This is a genomic window from Veillonella parvula (assembly GCF_032577575.1).
Lineage (GTDB): Bacteria > Bacillota > Negativicutes > Veillonellales > Veillonellaceae > Veillonella.
Window position 1 is genome coordinate 390323 of record NZ_JAWFVO010000002.1, and the last position, 15380, is coordinate 405702.

Here is a 15380-nt window from a genome sequence, read left to right on the forward strand (position 1 = left end):
AAATCTAATCGGTACATTTTTACTCATGTAACATAGATTTTGGATATACCTTTTTTATTCCTACATTTTATAGATATTTATATAGATAAACTCACGTATTTACGCTATACTAATAAATGATTAATATACACTTATAGGTATGTGAAAGCAAATGTCTCTTAGATTATCAATTATATTTATATATACAGTTCGTTGTATAAAATATGCAAGATTCTATGTATAAAAATAAATGATAGTCATTTTTAGTCCCAGTTAGGGCAGAGGCTTATTAAGGAGTTATTATGAATCGTATTGTTGTTATTGGCAGTTGCAACATGGATATTGTAGTCCTCGCGGATAAACGCCCTACTGCAGGCGAAACAATTATGGGCAACGAATTGCACATCGCTCACGGTGGCAAGGGCGCAAACCAAGCGGTGGCTGCGGCTCGTCTAGGTGCAGAGGTCACGATGGTCGGCTGTATCGGTGAAGATGCATACGGCCAAATGATTTTAGATAATTTAAAAGAAAATTTCATCAATACAGATTACATCGTTACGGTACCGAACACTACAACCGGTACAGCACACATTACATTAGCTGAAGGCGATAATAGCATCATCGTGATTGCAGGTGCTAATGCTAAGGTAGACCAGTCCGTAGTAGATAACGCTTGGTCTGCTATTGAGCAAGCCGATCTCGTAATGGTGCAAAACGAGATTCCTATTCCAACTATTGAATACATCGTTCGTCGTTGTCACGAGGCTAATGTGAAAGTCCTCTTAAATCCGGCTCCAGCGGCTGACCTCAACCCTGAATGGTTAGAATTAGCAACCTATATTACACCAAACGAACATGAGTTATCTGCCCTCTACCCTAACCAATCTACAGAGGAAACCTTGCTGGCGAACGAAAATAAAATCATCGTTACCCTTGGTAGCAAGGGTGTAGGATATGCCGATAACGGTGAAATTCACATTGTACCTGGCTTCAAGGTTGAGCCCGTAGATACAACAGGTGCTGGCGATACATTTAACGGTGCCTTTGCAACGGCTATCGTTAATGGTAAAAGCTTAGCCGACGCTCTACACTACGGCAATGCAGCAGCGGCCCTCTCCATCCAACGCTTGGGGGCTCAAGGTGGCATGCCAACAAAAGACGAGGTCGCTGCATTCTTAGCAGAACACGTATAGATTGAACCGGTCTTTCAAAGCTCCACTGACCGGGTCTGCCTTCGCAGGGCCAAAGTCGCTTTGAAAGGCCTATTCAATCCAAACTATACGTTCTTCAAGCAATGAATGCAACTGTCCTCTATATAACAAAGGGAGTTAATGACTAAGGCATTAAAGCCTTAGTCATCGGAATAGATAAGGAGTTATTTATGCAACGACACGGTATTTTAAATAGCCATATTGCTAAGGTTTTGGCAGATCTTGGTCACACAGATACAATTTGTATCTCTGATTGTGGCTTACCGGTACCTGAAGGGGTTCAAAAAATCGACTTAGCCTTGGATTTTGGTGTACCTAGCTTTGAGCAAGTAGTATCCATCATCGCTAAACATATGAAATCCGAAGCGATTCATGTGGCAACAGAAATTAAAGAAAATAATCCTAAGGCTTACGCCTTCTTAGAGTCTACCTTCCCATCTGATCAATACGAATGGATTGAAACGAGCCACGATGCTTTCAAAGAAGCCACGAAACAATGCAAATGCATTATTAGAACTGGTGAAGCATCTCCGTATGCAAACATTATCTTGCGCGCCGATTGTATTTTCAGCGATCGTCCGTAGAGCAATAGATTAGAGATACTTTCACCAGTCATATAGGAGTAGTTATGGAAATTGTTATGTCAGGCATTGCGAAGGCATTTGGTACAAACCAAGTGTTGCGCGATGTAAGTATTACCCTCAAGGAGGGCGAGGTTCACGCCTTGATGGGCGAAAACGGGGCCGGCAAGTCTACCCTCATGAATATCCTCACTGGTATTCACAAGGCAGACGCTGGTACCATCACCATCGACGGCGTAAAGCGCACCTTCCCGAACCCAAGAGAGGCCGAGCTGAACGGTGTAGCCTTCATCCACCAAGAGCTCAACATTTGGCCAAATTTAACATTGTTAGAAAATCTATATTTAATGAGACCAAAGCACAACAAATTTGGTATGCTCGATAAAAAGGCGATGCTCACTGAGGCTGAAAACACATGTCGCGAACTAGGCATCGAATTGCCGCTCACAACAGAAGCAGGCCTTTGCTCCGTTGGTCACCAACAGATGACGGAAATCCTTCGTATCTTGATGTTAGATGCAAAGGTTGTCATCATGGACGAACCGACAGCAGCCCTCACAGAGCGTGAAACGGCGACATTGTTCAACATGATGCGCAAAATGAAAGCACGCGGCGTTGCTATCGTATATATTTCTCACCGCATGGAAGAGGTATTTAGCGAATGTGACACAATTACGGTTATGCGTGATGGTCACACAATTATCACTAAACCAACATCTGATATTTCCGTAGACGAAGTGGTACGTCACATGGTAGGCCGTTCCATCGACGAGTTCTACCCTGCTCGTACTACAACACCGGGCGATGTGGTTATGAGCGTGGATAACCTCAAACCAGAAGGTTTCGACAACGATATTTCCTTCTCCTTGCGTAAAGGGGAAATTCTCGGCGTAGCAGGTCTCATGGGCGCTGGCCGTACAGAAATTATGCGCGCCATTTTCGGTGTAGATAAACACAAAGGCGGCACCGTAACAGTAAACGGCTCCGTCCTAAACTGTAAAAAACCAGAAGATGCCATCAAGGCTGGGATTGCTTTCATCACAGAAAATAGAAAGAGCGAAGGCTTGATCCTCGATTTCTCCATCGGTTCTAACATTACATTGCCGAACCTTGGCGAAATTTGCCCCTCTCATGTACTAGATAAGGGCAAACTTACGTCTTTTGCTGACGAATTGTCTAAAAAACTGGGCGTTAAAACTCAATCCATTCACGAGCCCGCATCCTCCCTATCTGGTGGTAACCAACAAAAGGTGGTTATCGCAAAATGGGTTGGCAAAAAACCATCCATTATCATCATGGACGAACCTACGCGCGGTATCGATATCGGCGCAAAACGTGATATTTATGATTTAATGAACGAATTAACGAATGACGGTGTGTCCATTATCATGGTGTCCTCTGAGTTGCCGGAAGTGCTGGGCATGAGTGACCGCGTTATGGTCATTCATGAAGGCCGTGTAGCAGGTATCTTAGACCGCAGCGATGCAACACCAGAATCGATTATGACATTAGCCACAGGAGGACAATAATGGACAGCAAAGCTCTACAATATGTAAAAAAATTAGGCCCCCTCATCGGCCTCATCCTATTATTTGTAATCATCTCTGTCATGAACGACAGTTTCCTTGAATTCTCTAACTTGCGTAACTTGTTGCGCCAAGTATCCATCAATGCGATCATCGCCTTCGGTATGACCTTTGTCATCTTAACGGGCGGTATCGACTTATCCGTTGGTTCCATCCTTGCCCTCTCTAGTGCAGTGATGGCAAACCTCATCGTAACTGGTACTGACCCTGTATTGGCTATCGTATTAGCCGCAGGTGCGGGCCTCGTATTGGGCGGTATTAACGGTCTCGTTATTACCTATGGCCGCGTAGCTCCATTTATCGCTACCTTGGCGACCATGACAATCTACCGTGGTGCGACGCTAGTATTCACAGACGGTAACCCAATCTCCGGTCTTACTCAAGATCCTCTATTCCACGGCTTTGGCCAAGGGGATATTGCAGGCCTTCCAGTTCCAGCGATCACAATGTTCCTAGCTTTCATCGCCCTTTGGTTCGTATTGAGCCGCACATCCTTAGGCCGTAAAACATACGCCGTAGGTGGTAGTGAAAAGGTAAGTTACATTGCTGGTATCAAGATTGACCGCGTTAAAATCTTCGTGTATGCCTTAACAGGTATGCTCTGTGGTATCGCCGGTGCAATCATCACCTCTCGTCTTAACTCTGCACAACCGACAGCAGGTACAGGCTATGAACTTGACGCTATCGCGGCCGTAGTTCTTGGCGGTACAAGCCTTGCTGGCGGTCGTGGTCATATCGTTGGCACATTAATTGGTGCCCTAATTATCGGTACCCTCAATAACGGGTTAAATATTCTCGACGTTTCCAGTTTCTATCAACAAGTTGTAAAAGGTATTGTCATTTTATTGGCGGTTCTTGCAGACCGCAAGAAAGCCTAGGAGGTTCCTATGAAAAAACTATTGTTACTGTTGGCGATGGCTATCATGGTTATCGGTCTTGTAGCAGGCTGTGGTAAAAGCGCTGATAACGGCGGCGACAAAAAATCCGGCACAATCGGCTTCTCTGTTTCCACATTGAACAACCCATTCTTCGTAACTATGAAGGAAGGCGTTGAGGCTCAAGCTAAAGCGCTTGGTCTTAAAGTTAAAATCGTTGATGCTCAAAATGACCCTGCAAAACAAGCAAACGATATTTCCGACTTACTTGAAAGCGGCGTTTCTGTATTGATCATCAACCCTGTAGACTCTGCAGCTATCTCTACTTCCGTAGAAGCAGCAAATGCTAAAAACATTCCTGTAATCACTGTTGACCGCTCTGCTGACAAAGGCAAAGTAGTAGCTCATATCGCTTCCGATAACGTTAAAGGCGGCGAAATGGCGGCTCAACTTATCGCTGATAAAGTAGGCAAAGCTGCAAAAGTAGCTGAAATCGAAGGTATCCCTGGTGCTTCCGCCACACGTGAACGCGGCCAAGGTTTCCACAACGTAGCTGACAAAGACTTAACAGTAGTAGCAAAACAAAGTGCTGACTTCGACCGTACAAAAGGTTTGAACGTAGCAACAAACATTTTGCAAGCTAACCCTGATGTACAAGCTATCTTCGCTCATAACGACGAAATGGCATTGGGCGCTATCCAAGCAGCTAAATCCGCAGGCAAAACAATCTTCATCGTAGGCTTTGACGGTACTGCTGATGCAGACAAAGCTGTTAAAGACGGCACATTGGCTGCAACAATTGCTCAACAACCAGACCAAATGGGTAAAATCGCTATCGATACAGCTCAAAAAATTATCAAAGGCGAAGCTGTAGAAGCTAAAATCCCTGTAGATCTTAAAGTTGTTACAAAATAATTGTAAATAGAAACTGGGTACACAAAAGAGTCGCATCCTTTGATGCGACTCTTTTTATTTCGGCTCTTTCTCTAAAAACACTTTAAAGAACTCAATAAACTTTGGCAAATACGTTTGATCTAAACTTTCAATAATCATATGACATTTATAATTATAAATGGTACAGATGTTAATCTCCATCGTTAGAGCACCCTTTTGATCTAACGAGAATGTAAGCGTATCCCCTTCTTCAGTTAATACATAAGTAAAGGTGGCTGTCCCCTTGCAATTCGCATATAGCGCAACTAATTCTTTGTATCCGGTATGAATACCAGACCAGTCACTAGGGTCAATGTACCCAGCACAAATATTGTAGCCCTGTTTAATATATACGCCAAACACACCAAATTGAGATAATTCTGTATCCATATCAAAAGCAATTATTAAATTAGGTTCATTTACGATTTCATACATAGTACGTCACACTCCACAAACAACATTTTGATTTATTATAGCACTGTATTTGTGAATATAATAGAAGTTATAAGTTTTTCCGAAAGCCTTCTTAAGTCTATTTCCCTATTAAAATAGTAACAAATAATTAATCTTACTAATGAAAGGTAATGAAAATGACCACACTAGGGTATGTATTTACTCTAGTGTGGTCATTTTTATTATTATCAATACTTATTGAAAATAAAAACTCAATCTATACTTATTCCGGAAATTAGACAGACCCAATCCAACCATATCCTTGTACTGCCATATCCATAAAATGATTCATAAGTAAGGACACCTTAGAATCAAAAGATTCTTTATCATAACTTTCAGGCAAATCATCATTTAAGGATAGTTCCACCTCATATTTTAGCTTAGCAATTGGCTGTTCATCCTTATACCAATCTACTACAAGAAGATTATTACGATTATCGACTAGCTTCTTATAAAGATTCTTGGCAGAGAGTTTTACTTTTTGCTCTTCATCCTTTGTCACCTTTTTCCCAGCAATAAGCAAATCAAAGATTTCCAGTTCTTCTTCTGTAAGGCCTTCTGTATTTGCACGATTATCTTCCTGCCGAAGTTCTTCAAGAAGTTTTACAAGTTGCTCATAGTAATCTTCATTTTCAGTACCACCTGCATTATAGGAGTCAATAATTCGTTTGAAACGTTCGGAGAATTTGGTTCTTGTGCAATTTCTATTAAGCATCTGTTCGAGTGCTTGCTCAATGTATTCCTTCAAGTCGTTAATCTCAATAGCCTTATACTTAGCTACCTTGATTTCTTTTCTCAATTGCTCAACATCAACCTTAGAAAGATCAATAGCCTTTGTGCCTTTTATCATGTACTGTGCAGGTTTTTCCCGTACATAATTAACGAACTCTTGACTTGCTGTAACACTGCCATCCAGAATCTGATTCATTTTCTGTCTAGCACGAGCCACCTTTTCATCATTAACAGTGTTATATAAGAGACCATGCAAATACACAAGCGGGGCAAACTTATCGTTGTTCCAATGCTTCTCAAAGATTTCTGGCTTTGATGCTTCGTATAGATTTGTCAAAGAATTAAGGATAACCTTAAATTTTTCTTTATCATCATCTTTTGCCACGATAGTGTCATAAGCACTTCTTAATGCATCTAATTTATCCAGTGTATTAGAATCAGCAATTATCTTTTCTAAATCAATATCAAGAGATATCAAGAAAGAATCTGCTTCATCAATTGTACCGTCAATATAGCTGATTAATTGGTCAATATCTTTTGCAGGGAATTCTGTTCCGTCATCACCAGTGGCATATTCGGTTAATGCCTTCTTCATGTATTTAAACACGTTGACATAATCTACAATGATTCCGACAGGTTTTTCGGGATACACTCTATTGGCACGAGCTATGGCTTGCATCAGCGTGTGGCCTTTCATTGGCTTATCAAGATAAAGTGTAGATAAATTTTTTACATCAAATCCTGTTAGCCACATGGCACAAACGAACACAAGTTGCAGTGAGTCCTCAGGATCTTTAAATCTATCCTCAATATCTCTTCCATCCGGTGTGATTTCTTTCATCTTTGCACGATGCTCAGATATCTTTAATCCTTGCTTAGCAAACTTCGTTTCTTCATCATTTTCCTCTGAAATGATAACAGCCATTTCAACCTTATTCATATAAGTAAGAATGCGAGTGAGCTGATCACGTTTTGCCTTAGTGTCAGCTGTATTTCGCTCCTTCATGATGTTCTGCTTTTCTATAGCCCAATAATGTTGAACCTTGTCATACATTTTGACAGCAGTATACTTATCGACAGATACAACCATACCTTTTCCAAGAAATCCACGTCTTGGGAAGTGGTAGGCAATATCCTGTGCCACTTTATCTAAGCGATCATCTCTCTTAATAACTTCAAGGATACGTGATGATGCATTCTCTAAGAGACGAGTTTCATCTTCATTAAGATTTTCTTCTTCGATAATATCTACAACGTCATCGTCAAGGAAGTCATTCTCAAGCCCAACTTCCGGAACTCGTCTAGAATAGAATAAAGGCACTGTAGAACCGTCTTCAACAGACTGGGCAAAGTTATACTCTGATACATACTCACCAAACCACTGATTTGTAAGACGTTTAGAGCCAAGAAGAGGTGTTCCAGTAAATGCCACAAAGTTAGCATTCGGAAGTGCAGTTCTCATGTTCTCTGCTAAATCCTTATATTGCGTTCTATGTGCTTCATCAACAAGAACAATAATATCGTCACGAGTAGAAAGCACTGGATATTTCTTTGTCTTATCGTATCTGAACTTATGAATCAGTGTAAAGATAAAAGCCTTATTGGTAGTCAAGAAATCTCTTAACTGCTTGCTGTCCTTTGGCTGGCATTCTTCTTTAGAACCAATAACCTCTGTACGCACAAAGTTCTTATGAATCTGTGTATCCAAATCTTCGCGGTCTGTGATAATGAGGAACGAGAAATTGCCTTGAATCTTACGCTTCACTTTACGGGCAAATATAACCATAGAGTAGGATTTTCCTGAACCCTGTGTATGCCAGAAGACACCAAGCTTACCGTTAAGCTCTTTTCTATTCTCCACTGATTCCATTAGATTATTTACACCTAAGTACTGGTGGTTCTTAGCGATAATCTTTATTCTCTGATTTTCAAAGAGAATAAAGTTTTCTATATAATCAATGAATCTATCTTTGTTAAGAAGACCATCAACAAAATATCTGACAGAGCTATCCTTAACATTATCCGCAGCAAGAATTGCTGCTCGATCCAGTTTTTCCTTTTCGCTATCAACCTTAAGCCATTCAAAAAAATAGTCATAGGTTGCTTTAAAGGCGCCCAACTTTGTCACTAAACCATTTGAAAGAACACAAATCTGATTGAATGCAAATAGATTAGGAATATCTCGTAAATAATCCTGTAAATTCTTATTATATGCTTCTTCAATCTTAACAATGCTGTTCTTCAGTTCAATGAACACTATTGGCATTCCATTGACAAAGATAAGAATGTCCGGTCTCCTGTAGTAGACCTTACCTTGTATCCACATCTGAGACACCGCTGTAAAAGTATTATTCTCTGGATGCTCAAAATCGATTAGCTTTACAAAATCAAAGTCTTCTTTGCCATTTTTGCGAACTGTGATTTTTATATTATTACGGATTTGTCTATATAATTTGTAGTTCGTATCTACAATATCCGTTCCTGAATAATCTTGCCTTAATGTCTTGACTGTCTCATTAATTTTATCTTCTGCGATAGTTGGATTAATACGCTTAAGAGAAGACAGCATAACATTGGGAAGAACACATTCTTTCTTAGAAGCTCTTCCCGTGCCATCATTCAAATCGTCTCGCTTACTCGGATCAGCATCACAAATGAGGATATCATATTTAAACGGTTCTGCTTTTAATTTTGAAAGTATAGCCTGTTCTATATCATCTTCGGATATAAAATTTCGCATATGAGTTCCTCCTTATTACACTTCAAGTTTCCCACTCATTAGTCGAGGTAATAGCATATCTCTTTGTTTTGTAAGTAATTGATTTTGCTGATTAAGCATTTTGATTTCATCATAATATGGCTTAACATAATCATTATATTTATGAATCAATTCTTCTGGTGGAATTAAAATACAGAGCCTATTGATGTTTTTAGGATATACATGGGGTTGTGCAGCTCCACATTGCAAATTACTAATAACTGGTTGTAAATATTTAAGCGTATTATATACAAACCAAATTGTTGCATCATCCTGATAGTAGGAACAATCTGCAGCCCAAATATCCTTCATATGATATTGAAGATATCCTGCATTAGCACCTGAAGCACTGATTGTAAGGCTTGCACCATATACATTAGCTTCATTATGGTATCCGGAAGGCTGTAATCCTGCTGAAATCACAGGAATATCACCTTCAATCATCTTTGCTGTAGTAATATTTTTTCCTCTTGTAAAGCTTCCTATATTTCTTAACTCATCATATTTGAAGATAGTAGGAGCAAAGTGCTTTTTATCATCTGTGCCAACTTGCCAACCTCTAGGCTTCTTCTCCTCAAACTCTACATTTTTATATCCAGGAAAGCGAAATCTAACAAACCATTCTTTATATAGATTCTCTACCATCTGCTCCAATAACTTAATACGCTTGTTATTGTTTTCAATAAGGTTATCGTAAGTTGTTAAAATATCAGCTATTTTCTCTTGATCTATAAAGTCAAATGCTGGTAACTCAATTTTTCCTAAGTCTTTTGCTGAAAACGAAGGAAACGTTGATTGGGATAATTCGGCAATATTACTTAAATACTTGACAACAGAATCAGTTCCCAGGAAATAGTATAAAAATTCACTTGAATATAATTCTTTATTTTTATTTCTTAATAAAACATATCCTGTAGACGCAACTACATTTTCATAGTTTGATTTGTAATGATAATAATGTCTTAAATTTGGTCTTACGGAGGAATATAGTATGTCATCATACTTTACACAACGATTCGCTCTTGAAGGAAAGTTACCATCCAGATACGTAATATCGTACAAAATACCTTTAGTTACTGATGATGTATCAATATAATTAATATAATCAGTATAATTATTTGTATTTTTAGGTGGGTTTAATTCAAAATAATCTTTTATCTTCCCCATATCACTCACCCAACAATTCTTTCAGATTATTTGCAATGAGTTTTTCAAGTTCTCTTGCCTCGGCACTTAGAGATGTAAACTCAGAATTAAGTGAATATATTTCTCTCTTAAATTCTTCCTGTGTTAACCCATCATCTTCAATTACCACCCCAACATAGCGGCCTACATTAAGTGAGTAATCCTGATCAATGATTCCATCTTCACCATCCATAGGTGCTGCCTTACAAAGACCGATAACATCAGCATATACACCGTCAGGGAATCTTTCAGTTAACCAGTCAATCTGTGACTGCCAATATGCTTTTGTAAGAACTTCCTTGTCATCAGATGTTTCCGGAGCATTAGCAAGTTCTATTTTGTATTCATCAAGCAATTCAACAAGAGCCTGTGTATCGCCGTGATATAGTTTTGTGATAACTCCAAGGTTCTTAATCTGCTCATCAGAGAACTTTCTGTGTGCTTTGTCTACCTGTGTGAAAACATTTCTTGCATCAATAAATAAGATTTCATTTTTCTTATCACTATTTGGCTTCTGCTTATCAAAAAACCAAAGAGTCGCAGGAAGGGTAACTGATGAGAACATTTTAGAAGGAAGTGTCACCATCTGTGAGATGATACCTTCTTCAATCATTTTCTTTCTGATTTCATATTCTGAACCAGATGCATCAGATGCAGAATTAGCCATCACAAGTGCTGCCTTACCATTCTCATTTAAGGCAGTAGCAAAGTAGCCAATCCACAAATAGTTTGCGTTAGGCACAGTTTCTTTCTTATCAGATTTTTTCTTTGTTGATTTGGTCTTATTTCTTGGTACACCATATGTATTGAATCGGGCATCATCAGAAACCTTTTCAAACACAACTTCATCAACATTAAAGGGAGGATTTGCCATTACATAGTCAAACTGCCCAAATGCATTATACGGATCTGAATAGAATGAGTTAGCTTGTGTAATGTCACCACGAATATTATTAAGAAGAAGATTCATCTTTGCCAGTTTTACTGTATCAGGTTCCTTTTCAACACCATAGCAACGAAATTTCATTTGTTCACTCTCGCTGGCATTGTGATTATGCATGTATCTGGCGGCCTGAACGAACATGCCGCCAGAACCACATGCTGGATCCAAGAACTTCTTTTCACCTGGCTGAGGATTTAATACTTCAACCATATATCTTACAACAGTTGCAGGTGTGTAGAATGTTCCTCCATCCTTACCTTCTGCAAGTGCAAAGTTCCCTAAGAAATATTCATAAATTTCACCAAAGATGTCAACAGTGCTGTTTTCAGGAATATCCTTGAAAATACGTACAATGTTAGAAAGAAGCTCTGGTTCCTCTTCCGGAACCAGCTGAGCATATACTTCTTTAGGAAGAACTCCTTCCATTCTAGGGTTTTCATCTTCAATAGCTTCCATAGCTTCCTTTACGATGATAGCTTTGTTTGCATCATCCGGTGCATCATTGATAAAGTCGTAATAAGCACATTCTGGAAGATAGAAACCGCACTTTTCTAAAGAAATTTCCTTCATGGATTTTTCCATACGACTACCTTTAAGTCGATTATATTCAGCTTCAATTTCATCCTTATGTTGTTTATATAAAATATCTGCATATCTAAGGAAGATAAGCCCAAGAATAGGCTGACCATATTTATTCGCAGCTAAATGAGCACTAGCTCGAAGCACATCAGCAGAGTGCCATAGCGTATCTTTTAACTGTTTTAATTCTTTATCTGTCATAACAATAGTGCTCCTTTATTTTTCTATTTGATAGTCGAGCCAAGACTCTTCTAGTACGTCATATGGGATGTTATTATCTAAGCAAAATATATTAATACTTTTCATTGCTTTTAGATTTGGCTTTGCACGTCCAGATTCCCAACGATTTACAGTAGAAAAAGCCACACCTATTACATTGGCAAATTCCTGCTGTGTTAAAAATGAACGTTGTCTGATTCTTTTTATTTCTTTAGGGAAACCCATATATATGTATCTCCTTTTTATCCATTAATATAGCATTATTATAGCAAATAAATATTCATTTTTTTAGTATCTATCCACTAGGCAGTCTGACTTATAGATATTAACCTATATCAAAATTAGAGAACATGATAACCATATATGAAAAAGTCCAAAGTACTCTTGAAATTAATACTGTAGTAGTAACATCTTATAGAATAACAAAGAGCCGCACCAATTAGATGCGACTCTTTTAGTTAGAATATTAAATTAATACTAATTTTCTTATCTTTACAATGTTTTCTTAAAGAATATCGTCGTATGTACCTTCCCAGGTAGTTGTGTTCGTTTATATTCTTTAAAGCCAAAGCCTTCGTACATTTTAGCAAGCCATGGGTGTTCTGCGGCAGTGCCCAGTGTTACGGCCGGTGTTTTATATACGTTGCGCAATAGGTCTTCTGCTTCGGCGAGGACTTCACGAGCATAGCCTTTCCCCTTATGTTCAGGGGCCGTCACAAAGTGAGCTATATGCGGATATATGTCTGGTGTAGCCTTTGGAATCCAAGGCATGCGGAATGAAATAGAGCATACTAAGGAGCCATCTACGTAGAGACCATATACAGGATATTTTAAAATCCATGCACGAGACTCTTCTGGGCTAAAGTTGATAGCATCAAAGGATATAGGATAGTTCTTATTCTCCGCATATCCTGCAATTAACACCTCGTGATATTCAGCCGCATCATCTACGGTTAATTGTCTAAATTCTTTCATCTATTTACCTCGTTCAAAATGCTCTAATCATAAACTAACTGCGTCATTAGATTGCACATTAGAATTAGCTATATCAATACAGTATCACATTTTTAATATAATACTAGTATTTTAAAAACAGAACTAGTAGAGCCTTATAACGCTGCGCTATCAAGAGGCAATTCACTATCAAGTGTAAGGTAACGGCTCAAGAATTTGCGTGTTCGTTCTTCTTTTGGATGTTCAAGAACAACCTTAGGGTCCCCTTGTTCTACGATGACGCCGCCTTCCATGAATACCACTTGGTCTGCTACTTCTTTGGCAAAGCCAATTTCGTGAGTTACGATAATCATCGTAACCTTGAGTTCTTTAGCAATCTTGCGAATAACAGCCAATACTTCCCCTACGAGTTCAGGATCGAGGGCAGATGTAGGTTCGTCAAAGAGGATAACCTCTGGGTCCATCGCAAGGGCGCGAGCGATACCGATACGTTGTTGTTGGCCCCCAGATAATTGTACAGGATAGTAATCATCATAGCCTTCCATACCTACTTCCTTGAGGAAGCGTTGCGCGATTTCACGGGCTTGAGATTTTTTCATCTTTTTAACTGTTACAAGACCTTCCATAATGTTTTCAATTACTGTCTTATTAGAGAACAAATTATAAGACTGGAAGACCATGGATGTGTTACGGCGTACGTTTAGGATTTCCTTGTTAGACGCTTTATGTAAGTCTACAGAAATATCATTTAATTGCATTGTCCCTGCATCGGCCTTTTCAAGGAAGTTAAGCGTTCTAAGGAATGTCGTCTTACCGCTGCCAGATGGTCCAAGGATAACCGTTACAGATCCCGTTGGCACATGTAAGTCGATGCCCTTTAAAATTTCACGGTTCCCGAAAGATTTGTGAACTTGTTTAATATCTATCATAATGCATTACCTCGTTTATACTTGCTTGCATAGATTTCTAAACGATGGAAGATAAATTCAAAGACAATCCCCATCACCCAGAATAGACCGGCCACCACGATGTAGGCCTCAAAATACTGTGAATTTTCCTCTGTATATAACTTTGCAGCGCCGAACAATTCAATAACGGTGATAACGAATACAATGCTGGTACTCTTCATGGTGTTAAGAAACTGATTCGTAAATAGTGGCAACGCAAAGACTGTCGCTTGTGGCAACACGATGCGGCGGAACGCTTGGAACCAAGTCATACCGATGGCCTGAGCCGCTTCCATTTGCCCTTTAGGTACCGATTGTAAGGCAGCCCGAAAGATTTCACTCAAATAGGCCCCTGTGTGCAAGGTTAAGCCTACAACGGCTACGAAGGTAGCTGGCACCTTTTCAAAGGGCACATGCACCCCTGTTTGATCCTCTAATGCGAGGAAGAGAATTGGTAAACCATAGTACACGAGGTATAAGAGAACCATGTTCGGAATACTACGGCACAATAATACGTACAAGTAACTGAGCTGACTGAGCACAGGTACTTTGTTTTGTTGTAGCACGCAACTTAATAATCCTAGGATTGTACCCAAACCAACGCTGAGGAAGGTAATCATGAGGGTAACTTTCACATAGGGAATGACAGCAAAGAAGGTGCCATAAATATAGGTTGAATCGATTATATGTCCCATACGCCCCTACTCCTCACTGATCAAAATGCGTTGCGTTTCCTTGCCCGCAACGGTAAAACGTTTTTCAAGCAATCGGCCCAAGAGTGACACGATGATAATTAGAATACCATAAATGATGGCCGCATCGACGAATAGCTCAAGATAACGCTGGCTATTGCCGCCCATGAGATCCGCTTTACGCATCATATCCACAACACCGACGTTAAAGATAAGCGCCGTTCCTTTCAACATGCCGATAACGAGGTTCGTCAACGATGGAATACTCATGGTGAAAGCCTGCGGCAAGATGATGCGCACATAACTTTGGAACTCAGTCATACCAAGACTTTTAGCGGCTTCTTTCTCACCAGGAGAGACCGCATCGATACTGGAGCGCATGATTTCAGCGCTGTAAGCTGCAATATGTAAGGTAAACACGGCATACACAAATACGAGGCCTGGCACATTTTTCATGTTAAGCCCCATGTGGGACATGATTTCTGGTACCCCAAAGTAAATGAGGAAAAGCTGTACCAAGAACGGCGTACCGCGCATAAAGGAGATAAATACAATAAATAATTGGTTTAATACTGGTACCTTCTTGAGGCGAATGATGGCTATAATAGAGCCTAAAATAACACCTAAGATGGCAGAAATAACGGTGATAAGCACCGTTACGTGCACATAATTCAAGAGCTGTGGAAACGCTTGAATCATGTAGGACACATCAAAATACTTGCCCACAGTAACACCTCGCTTCTAGACATAATA

14 protein-coding genes are annotated in these 15380 nt (G+C 39.7%); 5 read left to right on the forward strand and 9 right to left on the reverse strand.

Annotated elements, in window-relative coordinates; genetic code table 11:
* The first annotated feature begins 281 nt into the window (after positions 1 to 281).
* From rbsK to rbsB, 5 genes are all read left to right on the forward strand, one after another.
* Positions 282 to 1172, forward strand: a complete 891-nt coding sequence (gene rbsK / locus E7K77_RS05695; protein ID WP_325306415.1) for a ribokinase — start codon at positions 282 to 284, stop codon at positions 1170 to 1172.
* Positions 1173 to 1360: 188 nt separating this feature from the next.
* Positions 1361 to 1774 (forward strand): D-ribose pyranase, encoded by a 414-nt coding sequence (gene rbsD, locus E7K77_RS05700; RefSeq protein WP_215676193.1) that lies wholly within the window; start codon positions 1361 to 1363, stop codon positions 1772 to 1774.
* Positions 1775 to 1818: 44 nt separating this feature from the next.
* The gene (locus E7K77_RS05705; protein WP_325306417.1) at positions 1819 to 3300 is read left to right on the forward strand and encodes a sugar ABC transporter ATP-binding protein; all 1482 of its coding nucleotides are present in this window, start codon (positions 1819 to 1821) and stop codon (positions 3298 to 3300) included.
* Positions 3300 to 4235, forward strand: coding sequence for an ABC transporter permease (locus tag E7K77_RS05710; RefSeq protein WP_205112769.1), 936 nt, complete (start codon positions 3300 to 3302; stop codon positions 4233 to 4235). The genes E7K77_RS05705 and E7K77_RS05710 overlap by 1 nt, the downstream gene beginning before the upstream one ends.
* A 9-nt stretch (positions 4236 to 4244) precedes the next feature.
* Positions 4245 to 5147 (forward strand): ribose ABC transporter substrate-binding protein RbsB, encoded by a 903-nt coding sequence (gene rbsB, locus E7K77_RS05715; protein WP_278452004.1) that lies wholly within the window; start codon positions 4245 to 4247, stop codon positions 5145 to 5147.
* 54 nt (positions 5148 to 5201) lie between these two features.
* On the opposite strand, the gene E7K77_RS05720 is transcribed toward rbsB, so the two are convergent.
* From E7K77_RS05720 to E7K77_RS05760, 9 genes are all read right to left on the reverse strand, one after another.
* Complete coding sequence (locus tag E7K77_RS05720; RefSeq protein WP_205112767.1) at positions 5202 to 5600, reverse strand: hypothetical protein; 399 nt, start codon at positions 5598 to 5600, stop codon at positions 5202 to 5204.
* Positions 5601 to 5853: 253 nt separating this feature from the next.
* Entirely contained in the window at positions 5854 to 9090 is a 3237-nt protein-coding gene (locus tag E7K77_RS05725) for a type I restriction endonuclease subunit R (RefSeq protein ID WP_123138319.1), read from the reverse strand.
* 15 nt (positions 9091 to 9105) lie between these two features.
* Entirely contained in the window at positions 9106 to 10275 is a 1170-nt protein-coding gene (locus tag E7K77_RS05730) for a restriction endonuclease subunit S (protein WP_123138318.1), read from the reverse strand.
* Position 10276: 1 nt separating this feature from the next.
* On the reverse strand, positions 10277 to 12016 hold the full coding sequence (locus tag E7K77_RS05735; RefSeq protein WP_325306419.1) for a type I restriction-modification system subunit M: 1740 nt from the start codon (positions 12014 to 12016) through the stop codon (positions 10277 to 10279).
* 15 nt (positions 12017 to 12031) lie between these two features.
* Positions 12032 to 12259: a helix-turn-helix domain-containing protein gene (locus tag E7K77_RS05740; protein ID WP_123138316.1), complete on the reverse strand. Its 228-nt coding sequence runs from the start codon at positions 12257 to 12259 to the stop codon at positions 12032 to 12034.
* 267 nt (positions 12260 to 12526) lie between these two features.
* Positions 12527 to 13009: a GNAT family N-acetyltransferase gene (locus tag E7K77_RS05745; RefSeq protein ID WP_215676185.1), complete on the reverse strand. Its 483-nt coding sequence runs from the start codon at positions 13007 to 13009 to the stop codon at positions 12527 to 12529.
* A 134-nt stretch (positions 13010 to 13143) separates the two neighbouring features.
* Positions 13144 to 13917, reverse strand: coding sequence for an amino acid ABC transporter ATP-binding protein (locus E7K77_RS05750; protein ID WP_060919253.1), 774 nt, complete (start codon positions 13915 to 13917; stop codon positions 13144 to 13146).
* Positions 13914 to 14630: an amino acid ABC transporter permease gene (locus tag E7K77_RS05755; protein WP_004694252.1), complete on the reverse strand. Its 717-nt coding sequence runs from the start codon at positions 14628 to 14630 to the stop codon at positions 13914 to 13916. Before E7K77_RS05755 ends, E7K77_RS05750 begins: the two co-directional genes overlap by 4 nt.
* Before the next feature lie 6 nt (positions 14631 to 14636).
* Entirely contained in the window at positions 14637 to 15353 is a 717-nt protein-coding gene (locus tag E7K77_RS05760) for an amino acid ABC transporter permease (protein ID WP_316708683.1), read from the reverse strand.
* Between the last annotated feature and the right edge of the window lie 27 nt (positions 15354 to 15380).

Bases quoted from the DNA above. Each gene is read 5' to 3' on its own strand.
- E7K77_RS05720 (WP_205112767.1), bottom strand. From the start codon at position 5,600: ATGTATGAAATCGTAAATGAACCTAATTTAATAATTGCTTTTGATATG.
- rbsK (WP_325306415.1), top strand. From the start codon at position 282: ATGAATCGTATTGTTGTTATTGGCAGTTGCAACATGGATATTGTAGTC.
- E7K77_RS05725 (WP_123138319.1), bottom strand. From the start codon at position 9,090: ATGCGAAATTTTATATCCGAAGATGATATAGAACAGGCTATACTTTCA.
- E7K77_RS05740 (WP_123138316.1), bottom strand. From the start codon at position 12,259: ATGGGTTTCCCTAAAGAAATAAAAAGAATCAGACAACGTTCATTTTTA.
- E7K77_RS05705 (WP_325306417.1), top strand. From the start codon at position 1,819: ATGGAAATTGTTATGTCAGGCATTGCGAAGGCATTTGGTACAAACCAA.
- rbsD (WP_215676193.1), top strand. From the start codon at position 1,361: ATGCAACGACACGGTATTTTAAATAGCCATATTGCTAAGGTTTTGGCA.
- E7K77_RS05755 (WP_004694252.1), bottom strand. From the start codon at position 14,630: ATGGGACATATAATCGATTCAACCTATATTTATGGCACCTTCTTTGCT.
- rbsB (WP_278452004.1), top strand. From the start codon at position 4,245: ATGAAAAAACTATTGTTACTGTTGGCGATGGCTATCATGGTTATCGGT.
- E7K77_RS05750 (WP_060919253.1), bottom strand. From the start codon at position 13,917: ATGATAGATATTAAACAAGTTCACAAATCTTTCGGGAACCGTGAAATT.
- E7K77_RS05745 (WP_215676185.1), bottom strand. From the start codon at position 13,009: ATGAAAGAATTTAGACAATTAACCGTAGATGATGCGGCTGAATATCAC.
- E7K77_RS05710 (WP_205112769.1), top strand. From the start codon at position 3,300: ATGGACAGCAAAGCTCTACAATATGTAAAAAAATTAGGCCCCCTCATC.
- E7K77_RS05735 (WP_325306419.1), bottom strand. From the start codon at position 12,016: ATGACAGATAAAGAATTAAAACAGTTAAAAGATACGCTATGGCACTCT.
- E7K77_RS05730 (WP_123138318.1), bottom strand. From the start codon at position 10,275: ATGGGGAAGATAAAAGATTATTTTGAATTAAACCCACCTAAAAATACA.